This window comes from Sphingopyxis sp. SCN 67-31, from assembly GCF_001725095.1.
In genome coordinates this window covers 1-19,424 of record NZ_MEFH01000064.1, presented here as the reverse complement: position 1 = coordinate 19,424, position 19,424 = coordinate 1, and the positions used below count along the sequence as shown (strand labels likewise).

General features: G+C 68.5%; 22 protein-coding genes, 1 tRNA gene and 1 pseudogene. 7 read left to right on the top strand and 17 right to left on the bottom strand.

The genetic code is table 11. From position 1 onward, the window contains the following. Nucleotides 1–17 precede the first annotated feature (17 nt). The 10 genes from ABS88_RS13190 to ABS88_RS13145 all read right to left on the bottom strand — a co-directional run bounded on the left by ABS88_RS13190 (nt 18) and on the right by ABS88_RS13145 (nt 7,959). Nucleotides 18–632 carry a hypothetical protein gene (locus ABS88_RS13190; RefSeq protein WP_076073622.1) on the bottom strand — a complete coding sequence of 205 codons (615 nt, stop codon included), beginning with the start codon at nt 630–632 and terminating at the stop codon, nt 18–20. A 77-nt stretch (nt 633–709) separates the two neighbouring features. Then, nucleotides 710–1,201 carry a demethoxyubiquinone hydroxylase family protein gene (locus tag ABS88_RS13185; protein WP_199775047.1) on the bottom strand — a complete coding sequence of 164 codons (492 nt, stop codon included), beginning with the start codon at nt 1,199–1,201 and terminating at the stop codon, nt 710–712. A gap of 26 nt (nt 1,202–1,227) precedes the next feature. Further along, nucleotides 1,228–1,710 carry a disulfide bond formation protein B gene (locus tag ABS88_RS13180; protein ID WP_067112779.1) on the bottom strand — a complete coding sequence of 161 codons (483 nt, stop codon included), beginning with the start codon at nt 1,708–1,710 and terminating at the stop codon, nt 1,228–1,230. 21 nt (nt 1,711–1,731) lie between these two features. After that, nucleotides 1,732–3,120, bottom strand: coding sequence for a S41 family peptidase (locus ABS88_RS13175; protein ID WP_067112776.1), 1,389 nt, complete (start codon nt 3,118–3,120; stop codon nt 1,732–1,734). Between the two features lie 86 nt (nt 3,121–3,206). Then, entirely contained in the window at nt 3,207–4,421 is a 1,215-nt protein-coding gene (locus tag ABS88_RS13170) for a murein hydrolase activator EnvC family protein (protein ID WP_076073627.1), read from the bottom strand. Beyond that, complete coding sequence (locus tag ABS88_RS13165; RefSeq protein ID WP_076073630.1) at nt 4,418–4,846, bottom strand: 23S rRNA (pseudouridine(1915)-N(3))-methyltransferase RlmH; 429 nt, start codon at nt 4,844–4,846, stop codon at nt 4,418–4,420. Before ABS88_RS13165 ends, ABS88_RS13170 begins: the two co-directional genes overlap by 4 nt. A gap of 143 nt (nt 4,847–4,989) precedes the next feature. Continuing rightward, on the bottom strand, nt 4,990–5,400 hold the full coding sequence (gene rsfS, locus ABS88_RS13160) for a ribosome silencing factor (RefSeq protein WP_104959280.1): 411 nt from the start codon (nt 5,398–5,400) through the stop codon (nt 4,990–4,992). Further along, nucleotides 5,397–6,050, bottom strand: coding sequence for a nicotinate-nucleotide adenylyltransferase (locus tag ABS88_RS13155; RefSeq protein ID WP_076073633.1), 654 nt, complete (start codon nt 6,048–6,050; stop codon nt 5,397–5,399). The genes rsfS and ABS88_RS13155 overlap by 4 nt, the downstream gene beginning before the upstream one ends. Beyond that, nucleotides 6,047–6,679, bottom strand: coding sequence for a hypothetical protein (locus ABS88_RS13150; RefSeq protein WP_158682035.1), 633 nt, complete (start codon nt 6,677–6,679; stop codon nt 6,047–6,049). The genes ABS88_RS13155 and ABS88_RS13150 overlap by 4 nt, the downstream gene beginning before the upstream one ends. Continuing rightward, nucleotides 6,676–7,959, bottom strand: a complete 1,284-nt coding sequence (locus ABS88_RS13145; RefSeq protein ID WP_104959281.1) for a glutamate-5-semialdehyde dehydrogenase — start codon at nt 7,957–7,959, stop codon at nt 6,676–6,678. Before ABS88_RS13145 ends, ABS88_RS13150 begins: the two co-directional genes overlap by 4 nt. Nucleotides 7,960–8,036: 77 nt before the next feature. On the opposite strand from ABS88_RS13145, the gene ABS88_RS13140 reads away from it, so the two are divergent. Both ABS88_RS13140 and ABS88_RS13135 read left to right on the top strand, forming a co-directional pair. Next, nucleotides 8,037–9,161 carry a DUF3667 domain-containing protein gene (locus ABS88_RS13140; RefSeq protein ID WP_076073638.1) on the top strand — a complete coding sequence of 375 codons (1,125 nt, stop codon included), beginning with the start codon at nt 8,037–8,039 and terminating at the stop codon, nt 9,159–9,161. A gap of 103 nt (nt 9,162–9,264) precedes the next feature. Next, entirely contained in the window at nt 9,265–9,585 is a 321-nt protein-coding gene (locus ABS88_RS13135) for a DUF1801 domain-containing protein (protein ID WP_156482931.1), read from the top strand. A 105-nt stretch (nt 9,586–9,690) separates the two neighbouring features. On the opposite strand, the gene ABS88_RS13130 is transcribed toward ABS88_RS13135, so the two are convergent. Beyond that, nucleotides 9,691–10,614 carry a crotonase/enoyl-CoA hydratase family protein gene (locus tag ABS88_RS13130; protein ID WP_076073643.1) on the bottom strand — a complete coding sequence of 308 codons (924 nt, stop codon included), beginning with the start codon at nt 10,612–10,614 and terminating at the stop codon, nt 9,691–9,693. 431 nt (nt 10,615–11,045) lie between these two features. Between ABS88_RS13130 and purC the strand changes: the two genes are divergently transcribed. Beyond that, nucleotides 11,046–11,822, top strand: coding sequence for a phosphoribosylaminoimidazolesuccinocarboxamide synthase (gene purC, locus ABS88_RS13125; RefSeq protein ID WP_067105320.1), 777 nt, complete (start codon nt 11,046–11,048; stop codon nt 11,820–11,822). 100 nt (nt 11,823–11,922) lie between these two features. After that, nucleotides 11,923–14,817, top strand: a complete 2,895-nt coding sequence (locus tag ABS88_RS13120; RefSeq protein WP_286749975.1) for a M16 family metallopeptidase — start codon at nt 11,923–11,925, stop codon at nt 14,815–14,817. A 298-nt stretch (nt 14,818–15,115) separates the two neighbouring features. Here the strand turns inward: ABS88_RS13120 and ABS88_RS13115 are convergent, their stop codons facing one another. The 3 genes from ABS88_RS13115 to ABS88_RS13105 form a co-directional block, all read right to left on the bottom strand. Beyond that, complete coding sequence (locus ABS88_RS13115) at nt 15,116–15,544, bottom strand: addiction module antidote protein (protein ID WP_067105322.1); 429 nt, start codon at nt 15,542–15,544, stop codon at nt 15,116–15,118. Nucleotides 15,545–15,766: 222 nt separating this feature from the next. Next, on the bottom strand, nt 15,767–16,249 hold the full coding sequence (gene bfr / locus ABS88_RS13110; RefSeq protein WP_067105323.1) for a bacterioferritin: 483 nt from the start codon (nt 16,247–16,249) through the stop codon (nt 15,767–15,769). A 99-nt stretch (nt 16,250–16,348) separates the two neighbouring features. Next, the gene (locus ABS88_RS13105) at nt 16,349–16,522 is read right to left on the bottom strand and encodes a (2Fe-2S)-binding protein (protein WP_067105324.1); all 174 of its coding nucleotides are present in this window, start codon (nt 16,520–16,522) and stop codon (nt 16,349–16,351) included. Between the two features lie 204 nt (nt 16,523–16,726). Here ABS88_RS13105 and purS point away from each other — a divergent pair, with 204 nt between their 5' ends. Together purS and purQ are read left to right on the top strand one after the other, a co-directional pair. After that, a complete protein-coding gene (purS, locus tag ABS88_RS13100; protein ID WP_067105325.1) occupies nt 16,727–16,957 on the top strand; it encodes a phosphoribosylformylglycinamidine synthase subunit PurS in 231 nt (76 codons plus the stop codon). Nucleotides 16,958–16,984: 27 nt separating this feature from the next. Further along, complete coding sequence (purQ, locus tag ABS88_RS13095; RefSeq protein WP_067105326.1) at nt 16,985–17,650, top strand: phosphoribosylformylglycinamidine synthase subunit PurQ; 666 nt, start codon at nt 16,985–16,987, stop codon at nt 17,648–17,650. On the opposite strand, the gene ABS88_RS13090 is transcribed toward purQ, so the two are convergent. Both ABS88_RS13090 and ABS88_RS13085 read right to left on the bottom strand, forming a co-directional pair. Continuing rightward, nucleotides 17,612–18,010 carry a hypothetical protein gene (locus tag ABS88_RS13090; RefSeq protein WP_076073648.1) on the bottom strand — a complete coding sequence of 133 codons (399 nt, stop codon included), beginning with the start codon at nt 18,008–18,010 and terminating at the stop codon, nt 17,612–17,614. The genes purQ and ABS88_RS13090 overlap by 39 nt on opposite strands. Nucleotides 18,011–18,016: 6 nt before the next feature. Further along, nucleotides 18,017–18,778, bottom strand: a complete 762-nt coding sequence (locus ABS88_RS13085; protein ID WP_076073651.1) for a queuosine precursor transporter — start codon at nt 18,776–18,778, stop codon at nt 18,017–18,019. A 72-nt stretch (nt 18,779–18,850) separates the two neighbouring features. Here ABS88_RS13085 and ABS88_RS13080 point away from each other — a divergent pair. Continuing rightward, nucleotides 18,851–18,927: transfer RNA gene (locus ABS88_RS13080), tRNA-Arg, on the top strand. A 190-nt stretch (nt 18,928–19,117) separates the two neighbouring features. On the opposite strand, the pseudogene ABS88_RS13075 reads toward ABS88_RS13080, so the two are convergent. Beyond that, nucleotides 19,118–19,424, bottom strand: a pseudogene (locus ABS88_RS13075) (recombinase family protein); the annotation flags it as partial.

The window sequence follows — 19,424 nt, the reverse complement described above, 5'->3', positions numbered from 1 at the left end:
ATCCGGGCGGGCAGCCTTTATCGCGGTCCGGGCGAGGGCAGCGGTTCTTCGTTCGGATCGTTCGGGGTCGGTGCTGCGGGCGCGGGCGCGACGCCGCTGGCCTGGCGTTCGAGCTCCTCGGCGGCGCGCTGGCGTTCCTCGAGCGCCTTTTCCTCGGCGACGACCGCCGCCTCGACCTCGTCCGCCGCGGCGTCGATGCCGGCGATGCGCTTGGCGCGTTCGTCGGCGATCATCGTCTGCCAGTCGGTCTTGTCGGCGGCGCGGCGCTCGGCCTTGGCGCCGGCGACAAGCTGCTGGGTGCAGCCGGTGAAGCCGCCGAGGCCGGTGGGCGAGCAGCTGTCGGTGCCGAAACGGCCGACGCGTTCGAGCGCGACCACCTTGTTCGCCCACGCCTCGTTGCGCGGGTCGAGCGGGCTGCCGCCGCGGAAGATCTGCGGGACGCGGTAGCGCTCGGTTTCGGGCAGGCGGCTGCACACGACGATCTCGTCGGGGCTGCTCTGCTCGCACTTGTCGTCGCCATAGACGATGACCTGGTTGATCTTTTCGCCGTCGACGACGGTTTCCTGCGCCTGCGCGGGCGCCGCGGCCGCGCCGGCGGCAAGGATCAGCGCGAAGAGGGGGAGGCGGGTCATCGGTTTTCCTTCATCTGTCCGGACGGACTGCCATGGATAGCCTGCATGCGGCCTGAACGCCACCGCCGGGCACCGCGTCAGATGCGCTTCGCCAGTGCGATGGCGGCGCGGCAGCCGGCACGGATCGCGAAGCTGAGCAGCGGATAGCCCGGCGCGCTTTCGGCGCCCGCGGCGAGCGCGGCATCGCGGTGCTCCAGCTCTTCGGCACGGAACTCGGCGACCGCGTCGCCCAGTTCGGGGTCGCTGTCGCCCAGCTCGGCGATCTGGTCGCGATAGTGGCGGTCGATCTCGGTCTCCACCGCCGCGGTGCAGGCCATCGCCGCGCGCGGCCCCAGCGCGGCGGTCGCGGCGCCGAGCGCGAAGCCCGCGACGTTCCACAGCGGCTGAAGCGCGGTCGGTCGCACGCCGCGGCGAGCGATCAGCCCGTCGAAGAAGGCGCGGTGCCGCTCCTCCTGCTCCGCCATATGCGCGATCTCGCGCGCCATCGGATGCCGGTCGCCCATCACCGCGAGCTGGCCGGCGTAGATGCGCGTCGCACCATATTCGCCCGCCTGGTCGACCCGGATCATCGACGCCGTCTTTCGGTCCGCCTTCATCATGCCGCCGATGTGGGCCGGCGGCGCAGCAAGGTCAAGACGAGCGCCGCGGCGGCGAAGGAGAAGATCGCGTTGAACCCCGCGAGCGAGACGCCGAACAGCGTCCATTGCGGCACGTCGCAGCGGGTGATCGGCGCCGCCAGGATGCTGTCGAGCGAGACGGGGCCGGTCGCCGCGGTGCTGCACGTCGTCAGCCCTTCCCAAAGGCCGTATTCGACCCCGGCGTGGAAGACGCCGATCGCGCCGCTGACCGCGATGGCGACGGCGGAAAGCAGCGTCAGCGCGCGCATCGCGGCGTCGCTGCGGCGCAGCAGCAGCGCGAGCGCCGCCAGCACCATCGCCACCTGGTGCGGCCAGCGCTGCCAATAGCACATCTCGCACGGGTGGAGGCCGAAGCCATATTGCGACACCAGCGCGCCGCCATAAAGGAGCAGCGGCGCGATCAGCGCGAGGAGCGGCGCGGCGTAGCGGTTGTTCGGCATGGCTGGCCCCCCGATTTCGGATCAGTTGCGCCGCGCCGGCCGGGCGGCGGGCGCCTTGCCCTGCGCCATCTGCGGCGTCGCCGGGCCGATGCGGCCGATCGTCTGCAGCGCATAGTGGAGCTGATAATCCTCGATGCCCTTCGCCTTCAGCTCCTCGGCGGTCGCGGCGAAGCGCGGATCATCCTTTTCGTCCTTTTCGAGCAGACCGTCGTCGACCTTCTTCTCGTTGATCAGGTGGCGGCGCAGGTCGCTTTCGCGGAAGCGTGGGCGGTTCTTGTAATCGGGGTCCGAAAGCTGCGGCACGCGGATGTCGGGCTCGATGCCGCCTTCCTGCACGCTGCGCCCCGAGGGCGTGTAATAGCGCGCGGTGGTCAGGCGCAGCGCGGTCGTGTCGGTCAGCGGCAGCACCGTCTGCACCGATCCCTTGCCGAAGCTGCGCTCGCCCATGACGAGCGCGCGGTGCTGGTCCTGCAGCGCGCCCGCGACGATCTCCGACGCCGAGGCGGAGCCCGCGTCGATCAGCACGATCACCGGCGCGCCCTGCGCGAGGTCGCCCGGCTCGGCGAAATAGCGTTCGATGTCGCTCTTCTTGCGGCCGCGCTGCGACACGATCTCGCCGCGTTCGAGGAAGATGTCGCTGATCCCGACCGCCTCGTCGAGCAGCCCGCCGGGGTTCGAGCGCAGGTCGAGCACCCAGCCGCGCGGCTTGCGGCCCAGCGATTTCTCGACCGCGAGCATCGCCGCCTTGAGGTCGCGGGTCGCATCGGCCGAGAAGTTGGTGACGGTCAGCACCCCGACGTCGTCCTTCACCTCCCACTTCACGGGTTTCAGGTCGATGATCTCGCGCGTCAGCGTCAGCTCCATCGGCTTGTCCTGCCCCTCGCGCACCACGGTGATCTCGATCTGGGTGCCGGGGCGGCCGCGCATCTGTTCGACCGCCTCGTCGAGCGTCAGGCCGAAGATCAGTTCCTTGTTGATGTGCGTGATATAGTCGCCGGCCTTGATCCCGGCACGCGCGGCGGGCGTGTCGGCGGTCGGCGCGATCACCTTCACCACGCCGTCCTCCATCGTCACCGACAGACCAAGGCCGCCATATTCGCCATCGGTCTGGGTGCGAAGGTTGGAGAAGCCGCGCGCATCGAGATAGCCCGAGTGCGGATCGAGGCTGGCAAGCATACCGTTGATCGCACCCTCGATCAGCTTGTCGTCGCTGACCGGCTCGACATAGTTGGATTTCACTTCGAGGAAGACGTCCATGAAGCGGGCAATCTCTTCCTGCGTCGAGGCGTCGACGCTCGCCATCGCGCCGGTGGCGAGCGGGACGAGCGCCAGCGTGCTGAGCGCGGCCGCCCCCTGCCACAGGGCGAAGCGGCGCCGGGGGGAGGGAGAAGGCTTGGTCGATTCGGTCATGGTCGTCTTTCAATCGCGCAGGCGTGACTTTGCCTTATAATGGCCGCGGCGCCATCCGCCTATGCCTTTCTGGAGGCGATGCGCGGTCACCCGATCATCGCGACGATGTCGACCGGGCGCCCGGCGCGGCGCAGCTCCACGGTGATGCGGGCGTCGTCGGACCCGGCGCGGCCGACCGGCGCCCCGGCGCCCAGCGTATCGCCGACGCCGACCGACAGCGCGATCATCCCGGTGATCAGCGAGGTCCAGCCGCCGCCGTGATCGATGATGACGATCTTGCCATAGCCCTTGTAGTCGCCGGCGAAGCCGACATGCCCCGCGGCGGGCGCGACGACCTGTCCGCCGGGCTGCGCCGCGATGGTCAGCCCGCGCGAGCGGACGCCGCTGTCATTGACCTCGCCCAGCCCCGCGACGATGCGGCCGACGACGGGCAGGCGATAAGCGCCGTCGCTCAGCGAGGCATCGCTGGCAGGCGGCGGTGCGGCGGCCGGAGCGGCGCTTGCCGGGTCGCGCGGACGCGGCAGGGGGCCAGCCAGCTGCGCCAGCTCGGCGCGCACCAGCCCGTCGGCTTCGAGCGCGTCCATCAGTTCGACGATATCGCGTGCCTTCTCGCCCAGCCCGAGCGCGCGGTCGGCCTCCAGCCGTGCGCTGCTCATCAGGTCGCGCGCGTGGAGCCGGCCCTCGTTCTCGAGCCGCGTCAGTTCGTCGCGGCGCGTCGCGAGCTGCGCCCGGCTTTCGGAGAGCGTGTCGAGCGCGATGCGCTGCTGGCGCCGCGTCGTCTGAAGATCCGCCAGTTCGTGCCGCACCCCGGCGGTGCGGCGGCGGATCACCGGCATCACCGCGTCGAGCACCGCGCGTGCGTGGACCATGTCGGTCAGCGATCCGGGCTGCGCGAGGACGCTCACCGGCGGCTGGCGCGAAAGCTGCTGCAAGGTGGCGGTCAGTTCGAGCAGCGGCTGCTGTTGTTCGGCGAGGCGCGCCTGCCGCTCTGCGAGGCGGCGGCCGACAAGCGCGACGCGCGCTTCGCCGGCGCTGATGTCGGCCTCTGCCGACTGGATGCGCGCGGCGAGCGCCGCGCTGCGCTTCTTCAGGCGGTCGGCCTCGCTCCGCGCGGCGCGTGCCTGCGCCTCGAGCGCGTTGCTGCGCGCCATCGCGTCGGCCGATTGCTGCTTCGCGGTCACGAGCTGCTGCCGTTCGTGCGCGACGAGCGCCTGCGGATCGAAGACATCGCCCTGCGCAAGAGCCAGCGCGCCTCCCGCGATCGCGGCGCAGCCTGCGGCCAGCGCGATCGTCCGCCTCATTGCCGGCCCTCGCGATGATAGGGGTGGCCCGCGACGATGCTGGTCGCGCGCCACAATTGCTCGGCGAGCATCGCGCGCGCCATCAGGTGCGGCCAGGTCGCGCGGCCGAAGGCGATTACCCTGTCGGCGCCCTGCCGCTCCGCGGGCGTGAAGCCGTCGGCGGCGCCGAGGCAGAAGCGCGCCTCGCGCACCCCGCCGTCGCGCCATGTTTCGAGCAGCCGCGCGAATTCGAGCGACGCCATCTGTTCGCCGCCCTCGTCGAGCAGCACGGTGCGGCTGCCCGCGGCGACGGCGGGCATGCGGCCGCCGGTGTCTGGCAGTTCCGAAATCCGGTGCGGCCAGGTCAGGCGCTTCATGTAACGCTCGACCAGTTCGGCCTCGGGCCCGCGCCCGATGCGCCCGCGCGCGATGATGTGCAGCAGCATGGCGTTATCGTTCACCTTCGGTGAAAGCGGCACCAACCCGCTCCCCTCCCAGCCTCCCTGACGATCAAGGCCCATGGGAGGCCGGGAGGGGAGCGGGCTGGTGCCGTCCCCGTTCGGACTTTAGGCCGAACGGAACAAAAGGGTCAATTCGCGGCGGCGGCGGGCGGGGCGTCGCCGAACGACCACATGCGTTCGAGGTTGTAGAAGCTCCGCACCTCCGGCCGGAACAGGTGGACGATCACGTCGCCGGCGTCGATCAGCACCCAGTCGGCGTTGGGCAGTCCCTCGACGCGGACGGTGCGGCCCGCTTCCTGCTTGATGCGCTGCGCCAGCTTGTCGGCGATCGCCGAGACGTGGCGCGTCGAACGGCCGCTGGCGATCACCATATGGTCGGCGATGCTGCTCTTGCCGGCAAGCGGGATGGAGATGGTATCCTGGGCCTGGTCCTCTTCGAGCTGGTGGAGGATCAGGGCGTGGAGCGCGTCCACGCTGTCGCCCGAAGGCTGGGGAGCGGGTGCGGCGCCGGGCGCGGCATCCTTGCTGGCGGCTATCAAGCGGTTCCTTTCCTTTCGGAGACCCCGAGGCGCGAACGGGTGATCGGGTCGCGCGGGGCGCGGCCTTCATGACGTTCGAACCAGCGGGGGTCGGCCTGCCGTATCGCAGTTGCGGATCGCACATCGGGCGAAAATCGCAGGAACACGAGGGCAGGCGGTCTCCAGTCCGTCCAATGAAGCTTCTGGCCTGCGGGCCGGACGAAGCGCCGCAGCCAGCCCATCGCCTGCGCGGCGTGGGTGCGGCCATTATAGCCCGGGCGCGCGATCACCGCAATCGGCATCAGTCGCGCGATGTCGCGCCAGTCGCGCCAGCGGGGCAACTGGGCCAGATTGTCGGCCCCCATGATCCAGATGAAGCGCCGGTTCGGATAGCGGCGGACGAGCTTTCGGAGCGTGTCGACGGTGTAGCGCGTGCCGAGTTCGGCCTCGAGTCCGGTGGCGCGGATCGGCGAGCGCCGCGCCATGCGCTGCGCCGAGGCGAGGCGGGCCGGAAGCGGCGCCATGCCCTTCGCGTCCTTCAGCGGATTGCCGGGCGACACCAGCCACCACAGGTCGTCGAGCCCGAGCGCGTCGATAGCGTTCAGGCTGATCGCGCGATGTCCGCCGTGCGCGGGATTGAAGCTGCCGCCGAGAAGGCCGGTGCGGATCATGGGCGTTCGCCCGCCGTCTCAACGATCGGTAGGCTGTAGCAATAGCGAGGCGAAGCGCCTGCCGGGCCGTCGACAGCTTTTAGGAAACCCAGTTCCAAGAGGGCTTCTTCAAAGCTTGAACCCGTCTTCGCAACGGCCCCTTCATAACGATCGAGGCAAGCATTCTGAAAAGGAGTCGAAGCGATACAGGCGCGAAGAAAGGATGCTTGGAAGTGCCCCAATGCTCTTGACGTCTGGCTGATTTTATAGCCTCGCATCGCCAACCGATCAGGCGCGACGGATCGGAAAAATCCCAAAACCTCTGCGGGATTTCGATAGACCGGATCCGATTTGCTCCGTGTTGTTTGATGGTCAATTCTGACTTTGCCGCCGATTATCGTCTCACAGGCAGAATAGTTCAGAACAGTAGATGCCATGGTTCGGCTCGGTATATGTTTAAGGTCCCGATGGCGTTGAACTTCATCTACAAGACCCGCAAAAATCAGGCGTTTTCGTTCCTCTATCATCTTCTTGTTACTGGTGAACGATATACTCACCATGTCTCTGCCAATTAGCCAGCAGAAGGGCGTCACCGCGACGACAAAGATCAGCAGGATAGAACAGGAAAATGAATGCGGCCGCTTTATCAAGGCCGCACCTGTCCCGTCCCCCGCACCAGCCATTTATAGGTGGTGAGGCCTTCGAGCGCCACCGGCCCCCTTGCGTGGAGCCGCCCCGTCGCGATGCCGATTTCGGCGCCAAGGCCGAATTCGCCGCCGTCGGCGAACTGGGTCGAGGCATTGTGCATGACGATCGCGCTGTCGACTGCGGACAGGAAGCGCTCGGCGGTTGGCGCGTCCTCGGTGACGATCGCGTCGGTGTGATGGCTCGAATGCGCGTCGATATGCGCGAGCGCGCCGTCGAGGCCGTCGACCGTCGCGATAGAGACGATCGCGTCGAGATATTCGCAGTCCCAGTCGCTGTCCCCCGCGCGCGCGATATGGGGGCTCAGCGCCGCGATGCGGGCGTCGCCGCGCACCTCGCAGCCCGCGCGGACCAGCGCGTCGACGATGGCGAGCGGCGCCGGATAGGCGCGGTCGATCAGGATCGTCTCGGTCGCGCCGCAGATGCCGGTGCGGCGCATCTTGGCGTTGACCGCCAGCTCGACCGCCTGCGCCGGATCGGCGGCGGCGTCGATGTAGAGATGGTTGATCCCGTCGAGGTGGGCGAGGACGGGGACGCGCGCCTCGTCCTGCACGCGGGCGACGAGTCCCTTGCCGCCGCGCGGGATGATGATGTCGATCAGCCCCTGCGCGCGCAGCAGCGCGCCGACCGCCGCACGGTCCTGCGTCGGGACGAGCTGCACTGCGTCTTCGGGCAGGCCGCTTTCGGCGAGGCCGGCGGCGAGCGCCGCATGAATTGCGCGGTTCGAATGCGCCGCCTCGCTGCCCCCGCGCAGGATCACGGCATTGCCCGCCATCAGGCCGAGCGCGGCGGCGTCGGCGGTGACGTTGGGGCGGCTTTCATAGATGATGCCGACGACCCCCAGCGGCACGCGCACCCGGCTGAGCACCAGCCCGTTGGGCCGCTCGGCGCGGTCGATCTCGGCGCCGACCGGGTCGGGCAGCGCGGCCACCGCCTCGACCGCGTCGGCGATTCCGCCGAGCCGCGCGGCGTCGAGCCGCAGCCGGTCGAGCATCGCCGGGCCGAGACCGCCCGCCGTGCCCGCCGCCATGTCGCGCGCATTGGCGTCGAGGATCGCGGGGGCCTGCGCGCGCAATTGCCGCGCGGCGGCGCGCAGCGCGGCCGCCTTGGCGCCGGTCGTCGCGGCGGCGAGCCGCTTCGCCGCAGCGCGCGCGCGCGCGCCCAGGGTGGCGACCAGCGCGTCGGCATCGGCAAAGGGCGGGGATTTCGGGGCTTCGGCGGTCATCGCGCGGCTCCTATCACGCTTTGGCGCGGCGGCGAAAGCCCCGTTGCGCCGCCCGCCTGCGCTGCTACGAAGGCGCGATGAGCGGGGATATCGAAGGCATCGGGGCGGCGGTGACGGCGGGGCTGGCGAGCCGCGCGATCGAGCCGCGGCACGGCGGCGCAGGCGGCGGTCACGAAGGCACGCGCTGCCTCAATTGCGGCACGACGCTCGTCGGGTCGCATTGCCATCGCTGCGGGCAGAAGGCCGACGTCCACCGCAGCTTCGGCGCGATCGGGCACGACCTCGTCCACGCCATCTTTCATTTCGAGGGCAAGCTGTGGAATACGCTGCCTTTGCTCGCCTGGCGGCCGGGCGACCTGACGCGCCGCTATATCCACGGCGAGCGCGCGCGCTTCATCTCGCCGCTCGCGCTGTTCCTGTTCGCGGTCTTCCTGACCTATGCGGTGCTGTCGATGGTCGGCGCGGGCGGCGGCGTCGGCGAAGAGATCGCGCGCGCGGCCGCCGAACAGACGCGCTCCAACGCGATCCGTTCGAGCCTGCAGGACGAGGTCGAACGGGTCGAGACGCGCCTCACGGACAAGAGCTTGCCCGCCGCCGAACGGCGGAAGTTGGAGAGCGAACGCGACACGCTCCAGAAAAGCGCCGACTATCTGGGCGTGGCGCGCAGCCTGACCCGCGAGGAGCGCGCGGCCGGCCCGCCCGTCCTCGCCGATCCGGTGCAGCAGGTCGCGACCAGCGCCAGTTTCGCGACGCGCACGAAGGCCGATACCGGGATTCCCGCCATCGATCACGGCCTGGATAAGGCGATCGCGAACCCTGGACTGCTCTTCTACAAATTGCAGGCCAATGCTTACAAGTTCGCCTGGGCGCTGATCCCGCTGTCGCTGCCCTTCATGTGGACGCTGTTCCCGTTCAGCCGCCGCTTCCACATGTACGATCATTTCGTCTTCGTGACCTATTCGATCAGCTTCGTGCTGCTGCTGTTCGTCGTCGTGCGGCTGCTCAACCTGACGCTGATCGGCGAGGTCGCGACGCTCGGCGCGATGCTCTATCTGCCCTTCCACATGTACCGGCAGCTTCGCGGCGCCTATCGCCTGCCGACCGCCGGTGCGCTCCTGCGCACGGCGCTGCTGCTCTTCTTCAGCTTGTTCGCGGCAATCAACTTCATTTTACTGCTGCTCGCGCTCGGGCTGATGGGCTAGGATCGGGGCATGGAGAATGAGGACAGCAGCGCGTCGGACCTGATCGACGCCCGGATCGACGCCCGGATCGCCGCCCTCGGCGGCTGGCGCGGCGCTGGCGCGCATGCGCGCCCTGATCGCCGAAGCAGAGCCCGAGGTGGTCGAAACGGTGAAATGGCGCAAGCCGTCGAACCCGCTCGGGGTACCGGTCTGGGAGCGCGGCGGCATCCTGTGCACCGGTGAAGTCTATAAGGACAAGGTCAAGCTGACCTTCGCGAAGGGGGCATCGCTCGACGATCCGGCGCGGCTGTTCAACGCCAGCCTCGACGGCAACACGCGCCGCGCGATCGACCTGTTCGAGGGCGATTCGATCGACGCGGCGGCGTTCAGGGCGCTGGTGCGCGAGGCCGTGGCCGCCAATGCGGCGAAGAAACCGCGGGGGTGATAGTCGACCGGTGGGCAAGGCCCTGACTTCGATGGCTCTGGATTGACCGGTTCGTCATTGCGAGCGGCGAAGCCGCGCGGCAATGACGAGGCCTTCCAACCGCGTCTAGCTATACGGCGGCGCGTCCTCGAACTCGGCGAACCACGGATAGTCGTTCGCGACGCTGGCGGTGAAGTTCGGCGGGCGCTTTTCGAGGAAGCTGGTCACGCCTTCGGCCGCGTCGGGGCTGCGGCCGCGCGCGAAGATGGCGCGGCTGTCCCAGCGGTGCGCGCTCATCGGATGCGGCGCGCCGAGCATGCGCCACAGCATATGGCGGGTCAGCGCGACCGACACCGGCGCACTGTCGGCGGTCATCTCGCGCGCCTTGGCGATCGCGGCGTCGATCAGGTCGCCGGGCGCGTGGACCGACTGGACCAGCCCTTTTTCCCGCGCCTCCGCGGCACCGATCAGCCGCCCCGAAAAGCACCAGTCGACCGCGGTCTGGATGCCGACGAGGCGCGGCAGGAACCAGCTCGACGCGGCTTCGGGGACGATGCCGCGCCGCGCGAAGACGAAGCCGTAGCGCGCCGTCTCGCTGGCGAGGCGCGCATCCATCGCCAGCGTCATCGTCGCGCCGATGCCGACCGCGGCGCCGTTGATCGCGCCGAGCACCGGCTTCCTGCTGTCGAAGATGCGCATCGACACGCGCCCGCCCGAATCGCGGATCAGCGGGTGCGACCAATCGATCGTGCCGTCTTCGGCGACCGGGCTTGCCGCTACCCCGTCGGGCAGCGTCGCCGCCTTGTCGGTGCGCTTGTCGTAATCGAAGGTCGCGGCCCCCTGGCCAAGGTCGGCCCCCGCGCAATAGGCGCGGTCGCCCGACCCGGTGAAGATCACCGCGCGCACCGCGTCGTCGGCGTCGCACTCGTCGAGCGCGGCGACGATCTCCAGCATCATCTGGGTGGTGAAGGCGTTCATCCGGTCGGGCCGGTGCAGCGTCAGCAGCGCGATGCCGTCCTGCTTGTCGAGGCGAATCTGGTCGAAGCTCATATCACTCTCCTTGGGGCTCGGGACATGGTTGCAAGCGGGACGGGTGAAGGCAAGCGCTAGTTGACGTGGACGTAAGCGTAAACCCGTGCAGCCTGCCTGCGCGGCCGGTTCGGGACCGGGCTCATCCTTTTCTTCGACAAGGAACCGTTCCCCGGCGAAAGCCGGGGTCCAGATGGTGCGGCGCTGCCCCGCGTGGACCCCGGCTTTCGCCGGGGAGCAGGTCGGGCCTGCCTGAGCGGCATACGGACCTGATGCGTTCGGGGTGACGGGCGCGAGGCACGCATCTTTCTACCTTTCCGCCCCGGCGACGCGAGGGATGACGCGCCGCGACTTTGCCGCTATAGGCCGCCTCGTCGCCCCGGCGCCGCGCCTCGCCTGAGTCGCTTGTCGCCGGGGTCATTCTTTTGGTTCCGGCAGAAAGTGTTTGCGCCATGGCCCGTCGCCGCCAGATCTACGAAGGCAAAGCGAAGATCCTCTACGAAGGCCCCGAACCGGGCACGCTGATCCAGTATTTCAAGGACGACGCGACCGCTTTCAACGCGCAGAAGCGCGGGACGATCAACGGCAAGGGCGTGCTCAACAACCGGATTTCGGAGCATGTCTTCACGCTGCTCGGCAATATCGGCGTGCCGCATCACTTCATCCGCCGGCTCAACATGCGCGAACAGCTGATCCGCCAGGTCGAGATCGTGCCGATCGAGGTCGTCGTGCGCAACGTCGCTGCGGGTTCGCTGTCGAAGCGGCTGGGGATCGAGGAGGGGACGCAGCTTCCCCGCACGCTGATCGAATATTGCTTCAAGGACGACGCGCTCGGCGATCCGCTGGTCGCGGAGGAGCATATCGCCTGCTTCAACTGGTGCAGCCAGGACGAACTGCACGACATCCAGGACCTGGCGATCCGCATCAATGATTTCATGAGCGGCATGTTCGCGGCGGTCGGCATCCGCCTGATCGACTTCAAGCTGGAGTTCGGGCGCCTGTGGGACGGCGACTACAGCCGCATCATCCTGGCCGACGAGATCAGCCCCGATGGCTGTCGCCTGTGGGACATGACGACGAACGAGAAGCTCGACAAGGACCGCTTCCGCCGCGACCTCGGCGGCGAGGTCGAGGCGTATCAGGAGGTCGCGCGGCGGCTGGGGCTGATGCCCGAGGGCGGAGATACCGCGGTGCTCGACCTGGAAAGCCATCGCAAGAAAAAGGGATAGTCCGCGGTTCGCGGCGGGCGGCGGACGCCGTTCGTCGAAGGATCGCGCGGCCGGCGCTTCCGCGGCTTGACGGGCGGGAAATCGCGGCCAGAACGGACGCATGACGCTTCGCCTGATCCGGCGCGCTTCGGCCGCGCTGTCGCCCCTTCTCCTGCTTGTCGCTCTCGCGCCGCCGACTTTCGCGCGCGCCGATGGCGCGCCGCCCGCCGCCTCCGCCGCCGTCAATCCGCACACCGACGCAGCGCGCGCGTGGAATTTCGCGGCGAGCGACATAGGGGTCGATCCGAACATTGTCTTTGGCGTGCTGCCGAACGGGATGAAATATGCGCTGCTGCGCAACACGACGCCGAAGGACAGCGTCGTGATGCGCCTGCGCTTCGACGTCGGCAGCTTCGCCGAGGCCGACGACCAGCGCGGGCTCGCCCATTTCCTCGAGCATATGGCGTTCAACGGATCGACCCATGTGCCCGAGGGAGAGATGGTCAAGCTGCTCGAGCGCAAGGGGCTGGCGTTCGGCGCCGATACCAACGCCTCGACCGGGTTCGACGAGACGATCTACAAGCTCGACCTGCCGGGCGCCTCGGACGATCTGATCGACACCGGGCTGATGCTGATGCGCGAGACGGCGAGCGAACTGACGATCGACCCGGCGGCGGTCGACCGCGAACGCGGCGTCATCCAGTCCGAACGGCGCGCCGGCGACAATTACCAGCGGCGCAACACGCTCGATCATTTCGCCTTCCTCGCGCCGGGCATGACGATCGCCGACCGCTTCCCGATCGGAACCGAGGCGGTGATCCGCACCGCCACCGCGGCGCGCATCCGCGACCTCTACGACCGCTATTACCGGCCCGAGCGCGCGACGCTGGTGATGGTCGGCGATTTCGACCCGGCGGCAGTCGCGGCGAAGATCGAGGCGCGCTTTTCGGACTGGGCGGGGCGCGGCCCCGCCGGGCCCGATCCCGATATCGGCACGATCGACTATGCGCGGCCGTCCGCCGCCGACGATTTCGTCGACCCGGCGGTCGCCGATACCGTGACGCTGGCGATGTTCAAGCCGTGGGTCGAAGAGGCCGATACGCGGGCGAAGCGTGCCCGCTCGCTCGCCGAATCGGTGGGCGAGGCGATCGTCGGCCGCCGGCTGTCGAAGATCGCGCTGCGTGAGGATTCGCCGATCGTCGGCGGCTCGTTCAGCGAGGCAGCGGGCTGGAAGGTCTTCGACCAGATCACGCTGAGCGCGGTCGCGAAGGAAGGCGCGTGGCGCGAGGCGCTCGCCATCCTCGAACAGGAATATCGCCGCGCGGTCGAGCACGGCTTCACTCAGGCCGAGGTCGACGAACAGGTCGCGATTCGCCGCACTGCGCTGCGCAACGCGGTGGCCGGCGTCGACACGCGGCGCAGCGCTACGCTCGCCGACACGCTGATCAAGGCGGCGAAGGGCGATTTCGTCTTCGTCCGCCCCGAAACCTCGCAGGCCTTGTTCGAACAGGTCGCACCGACGCTGTCGGCCGCGGCGGTCGCCGACGCCTTCCGGGGGCGCGTCGCGGGGATGAGCGCGCCGCTCGCGCGCGTGACGTCGAAGACGGCGATCGAGGGGGGAACCGATGCGATCCTCGCCGAACTGCGCGCCTCGCAGCAGGTCGCGGTGGCCCCGCCGGCCGAGGCGGCGACCGCCGCCTTCGCCTATCAGCATTTCGGCACGCCGGGGACGGTGGTCGCCGACGACCGCGTCGAGGATCTCGGCATCCGCCGCGTCCGCTTCGCCAACCATGTGATGCTGAACATCAAGCGGACCGATTTCCAGAAGGATCGCGTCTATCTGTCGGTGCGCGTCGACGGCGGCGACCTGCTCGCGACGCGCGACGACCCGACGAAGGTGGCGCTTGCCGGGTCGCTCTCGCTCGGCGGGCTCGCCGCGCACAGCCTCGACGAACTGCGCAGCATCCTCGCCGGCCGGACGGTCAGCCCCAGCTTCGGCAGTGGCACCGACGCTTTTGGCGGCAGCGCACTGACCTCGGCGGAGGATTTCGCGCTGCAGGCGAAGCTGATGGCGGCTTTCGTGACACATCCCGGCTATCGCGCCGACGGGCTCGCGCTGATCCGCCGCTACCTGCCGCAGCAATATGCCGCGAACGATGCGACCGCCGCGGCGGTGATCGCGCGCGACGCCGCGGGCATCGTCGCCGACGACGATCCGCGTGCGCAGACGCCGCCGCTCGACCGGCTGATGAGGCTCGACTGGTCGCAGCTCGAACCCGCGATCGCCGACAGCCTGGCCCACGGCGCGATCGAGATCGGCGTCGTCGGCGACATCGACGAACAGGCGGCGATCGACGCGATCGCGGCGACCTTCGGCGCGCTGCCCGACCGCCGCGCCGCCTTCGATCCGCGCACCACGGCGCGGGTGCGGCATTTCGCCACCGACCGCAGCGAACGCACGCTGATCCACAAGGGCCCCGCCGAGCAGGCCGAGCTGCGCGTCTATTGGCCCGCCCGCGACGACAGCGACCTGGCCGAGGCGATGCGGCTCAACCTGCTCGCGCGCGTGATGCAGCTCGAACTGGTCGAGGAGCTTCGCGAGCGGCTGGGCGAGACCTATAGCCCGGGGGCCGGCGCCAGCCTGTCGGACGAATATCCGGGATTCGGCTATCTGGTCGCGGCCGGCAATGTTGATTTCAAGGATCTCGCGACGACGCGCGCCGCGATCTTCGCCATTGCGAAGGCGCTGCGCGACAAGCCGGTCGACGCCGACATGCTCGACCGCGCGCGCCGTCCGCTGGTCGAGGCGATGACCAGGGCGCGACGCGAGAACAGCTATTGGCTCGCCTATGTCGCCGAGGCGACGAGCCGCGCCGACCGCCTCGACCGTAGCCGCAACGGAATCGCGGAAGTCGAGGCCGCGACCCCCGTCGATCTGCAGGCGCTCGCGCGGCGTTATCTGGTCGACGACAAGGCGCTGGTGATCCGGGCGGTGAGCGACAAGGCGGGGTCCTGATCGGGGGACTGGTTCGAATCGGGCGCCGATCGCCTCCCTTCCCGCTTGCGGGAGGGGTGGGGGGGAGGGCCGGCGGCCTTGCGTCGGTTGGCATCCCCTTTCGACAAGTAGCTGTTCCCCGGCGAAAGCCGGGGTCCACGCGGGGCAACGCAATGCCATCTGGACCCCGGCTTTCGCCGGGGAACAGGCCCTTACGTGTGTGAAGGATATATACGCCCCTGCGTCTGCCCACCCCGCCGCGGGTAGCGAGCAAGGTTCGCAACTCTTGCTGTCCCGCTCGCAAGCGTGGGAGTTCGATTCAGCCTCCCCCGACGCTTCCCGGCGCTCTGGCGCGCAGGAAATTGCCGAGTGCGACGAACAGCATTTCGCGGGCGTCGCCGCCGAGCATCTCGCCGCTCAGCCAGTCGAACTGCGCGCGGTTGCCGCGCGCCACGGCGCCGATCATCGTCGCGAGCAGCGCCTCGTCGAAGCTGACGCGCGGGCAGCAGGGCGGGGCAACCGCGAAGGGATCGGGCCAGATCTGGCCAATCGCCTCGACCACCAGCCGGTAACGCCGCGCGGCGAGCACATTGCCCCAGCGCCGTTCGAGTTCGGGCATCGGATCGCGCTCGCTGCGGCGGCAGAGAATGCAATAGCGCAGCGCGAGCACGGCCTGCGCGGCGTCGACGGGCAGGTCGCGGACCAGCGGTTGCGCGGTAAGCCGGCGAACCAGCGTGCTGCTTTCCATGGTGCCTCCCGTCGCGGCCCGGTCGCCTTGCAGTCCTCCCGCCGGGTCCGAAAAAGGTGCCGGCTGCCGCTTTCGCAGCAGCCGGCAGGAGGTGACTGCCTCACCGTGCTATTGAGAATTAATCGCAAATACAAGCAAAAAAAGAGGCACCATGAAGGTGCCTCCGATTCTCGCGGAAATCCGTGCCGGAGGCGCCTTCGCGGCGCCTCCTTGCGGGATGCGTCAATCGTCGCCGGCGGGCTTCGACTGGAGTTGGACGTAATTTTCCATCCCCATCCGCTCGATCATCTCGAACTGCTTCTCGAGTTCGTCGACATGATGCTCCTCGCTTTCGAGGATGTCGGCGAACAGGTCGCGGCTGACATAGTCGCGCACGCCCTCGGCATGGGCGATCGCGTCCTTGAGTAGCGGGATCGCCTCCTCCTCGAGCGCGAGGTCGGCCCTCAGTATCTCCTCGACCGTTTCGCCGACGCGCAGCCGGCCGAGCATCTGGAAGTTGGGCAGGCCGCCGAGGAAGAGGATGCGGTCGGCCAGCTTGTCGGCGTGTTTCATTTCGTCGATCGATTCCTCGCGCTCGAAATGCGCGAGCCGCGCGACGCCCCAATTGTCGAGCATGCGATAGTGCAGCCAATATTGGTTGATCGCGGTCAGCTCGTTCTTGAGCGCCTCGTTGAGGAAATCGATGACCTTTTCGTCGCCCTTCATTTTCTTGTCCTGTCATTGTCCGGGTGGGATGGCGGGCGGCATCATAGCCGCCCGGACCCGGTCAGGCCAAGGCTAAAAAGGACGGAAATCCAAGGAAAATCAGGCAGTCGCCGCAGCGTCGCTGATGATATTGCGAGCGAATGACAGGCACTGGCCGCACTTGGGTTTGCGACCCAATTGCGCATAGGCGGCCTTGGCGCTGCGCAACTCGCCGCTCCGCGCCACATCGCGCAGTTCGCGTTCCCTTATTGCGTTGCAGACACAGACGACCATGTGCGAATCCCTCTCAACAACTCTCCCTCTAGAGATAGTGCGAAGGATTCGCAACAGCAAAGATGCGACTGGTTCGCAATCCCGGTTCGTGGCGCGCCGCGGTTCTTTCGCTCGCCGCCCTCTTTCGCCGCCCCTTGCCCGCGCGGCGATTCGCGGGCATAGGCGCGGTCCTTCTCCCACGCTGCTTCGCAAAGGTCCGCCGCCATGAAAGTCCAGGTTCATGTGACGCTCAAGCCCGGGGTGCTCGACCCGCAGGGCAAGGCGATCCACCACGCGCTCGAAGGGCTGGGCTTTGCGGGCGTCGAGGACGTTCGCGCCGGCCGCTTCATCGAACTCGACGTCGCCGACGACGTGACCGACGCCGACCTCGACGCGATGTGCGCGAAGCTGCTCGCCAATACCGTGATCGAAAACTACCGCATCACCCGCGCCTGACCGGCCGATATCGAAGGAGCCACGCCCATGAAGACCGCCGTCATCGTCTTTCCGGGCTCCAACTGCGACCGCGACATGGCGGTCGCGCTCGAAACCGTGACCGGCCGCGCGCCGGCGATGGTCTGGCACCGCGAGAGCGAACTGCCCGCGGGCACCGATTTCATCGCGCTACCGGGCGGCTTTTCCTATGGCGACTATCTGCGGTCGGGCGCGATGGCGGCGCGCTCGCCGATCCTGCGCGCCGTCGCCGAGGCCGCGGGGCGCGGCGTTCCGGTGCTGGGCGTCTGCAACGGCTTCCAGGTGCTGACCGAGGCACAGTTGCTGCCCGGCGCGCTGATGCGCAACGCGGGACTGAATTTCGTCTGCCGCAGCGTGCGGCTGACCGTCGAGAACAGCCAGTCGCTGTTCACCGCCGGCTATCGCGCGGGCGAGACGATCACGATCCCGGTGGCGCACCACGACGGCAATTATTTCGCCGACGATGCGACGCTCGACCGGCTCGAGGGCGAGGGGCGCGTCGCCTTCCGCTATGCCGATGCGGTCAACGGATCGGCGCGGCGGATCGCCGGGGTGCTCAACGATGCCGGCAATGTGCTGGGCATGATGCCGCACCCCGAGCGCGCGATCGACCCCGCGCACGGCGGCACCGACGGCCTAAGGCTGTTCGAGGCCGCGCTCGGCGTCCTCGCCTGAGGCAACCGGATCGAGCGCTTCGGGCGCATCGCCGCGTGGCGGGTGCAGCCAGCGCCCGACGAGCAGCAGGATCGTCGGCCAGAACATCGTGTTCCAGATGTCGTGCCAGTGCGCCGCGTCGGGCTGGACCGCGGCGTCGCTCGCCTCGACCGTCATGTCGAGCCATTCGCCGCCGCACGCCATCGCGAGCACCGCCAGCCAGGCGACGAACCAGCCGCCGCGCCAGCGCCAGATCAGCCGGACGAGCAGGAAGAGCGCGAGGCCGAAATAGATGTGCAGCGCATCCTTGTCGAGCCCGGTCGCCTCGATGACCGAGACCTTCCGCGCCTCGAACAGCGAGGCCAGTTCGATCAGCGTCATGCCGGTTCAGCCTCTGGCGCCGAAGGGATTGAAATCGGTGCCTTCGTCGAAGACGTCGACGCCCTCGCGGCGCTTCAGCGTTCCGACCACCCAATAGGTGAGGGGGGTCAGCGCGGCTTCCCAGCCCGTCTTGATCAGCCATTGCGACAGCACGACCTGCATCAACTGGTCGGGCGGCCATCCGGCAAGCCCGTAAAAGGCGAGCGGGTAGAAAATCAGGCTGTCGAGACCCTGGCCGACGATCGTCGACCCGATGGTGCGCATCCACAGGAAGCGCCCGCCGGTCCACAGCTTCATCCGCGCGAGAACATAGGAGTTGGCGAATTCGCCGGCCCAGAAGGCGGTCATCGAGGCGATGACGATGCGCCAGCTGTTGCCGAAGACGAATTCGTAGCTCGCCTGGCCGGGCCAGCCGTCGGCGGGGGGCAGCGCGACGACGACCCACGCCATGAAGGCCATGAAGGCGAGCGCGGCGAAGCCCGTCCAGATCACCCGCCGCGCGCGTGCATAGCCATAGACCTCGGTCAGCACGTCGCCGATGATGTAGCTGATCGGAAAGAAGAGGACGCCGGCGCCGAACGCCCACTGGCTGCCGTCGGGCATCGGGATGTAGCTGGGTTTCGAGGCGCCGATGATGTTCGACAGCAGCAGGATGGCGACGAAGGCCGCCATCACCAGGTCGTAATAGCGGAAGTGCCGGACGCTGGCGGCGCTGACCTGGGCGGGCCGGGCCGAAGCGGCCGAAGGGGCGACGGGGGAGTCGGGCATGGCGTTGCTGCTTAACCTGCTTTGCGCGATGCGCAAACCACGCTATGCGCCAGCGGGCGCCGACCGCGCCGCGCGCCCGTAGCTCAGCTGGATAGAGCACCCGCCTTCTAAGCGGGTGGTCGCAGGTTCGAATCCTGCCGGGCGCACCACGCACATTCAAGACATTGATATAATTCAATAAATATATGACGGCGTCCGCGGAGTGGCGCAGTTCTGCGGGTCTTTTGCGCGTAGCTTCGATGTGTTGGCTGGAGACGCGGGATGTGGAGCGGGGATTGTGCGTATCTTTCGCGCGCGTCTCTGTGGGCGATTTTCGTGGCCACCGATTCGACAGAGGGGTCAGCTAAATCCGAGGAGCCTGCGCTGATCGGGCCAGCCGAGCGGAAGTGCAGGAAGCTTGAGCAGGCGGCGGCTGGTAAGCGCCCGTGGCTGGGCGCCATCGAGAATGGCGCTGGTGATATCTGGGGCAAGATAGGCAAGGCGCGCGAGCCGCTCGGCATGGCGATCACCGCGTGAGGCGGCGCTGACGAACAGATGCTCGCGGGCGCGATGCGCCTTGGCGATGAGCGCGACAAGCCGGGGATCGGGTGCGCGGATGTCGGTCTTTGCGGCGGCGATAACCAGCCTGGTGCTGCGCTTGCCGCGA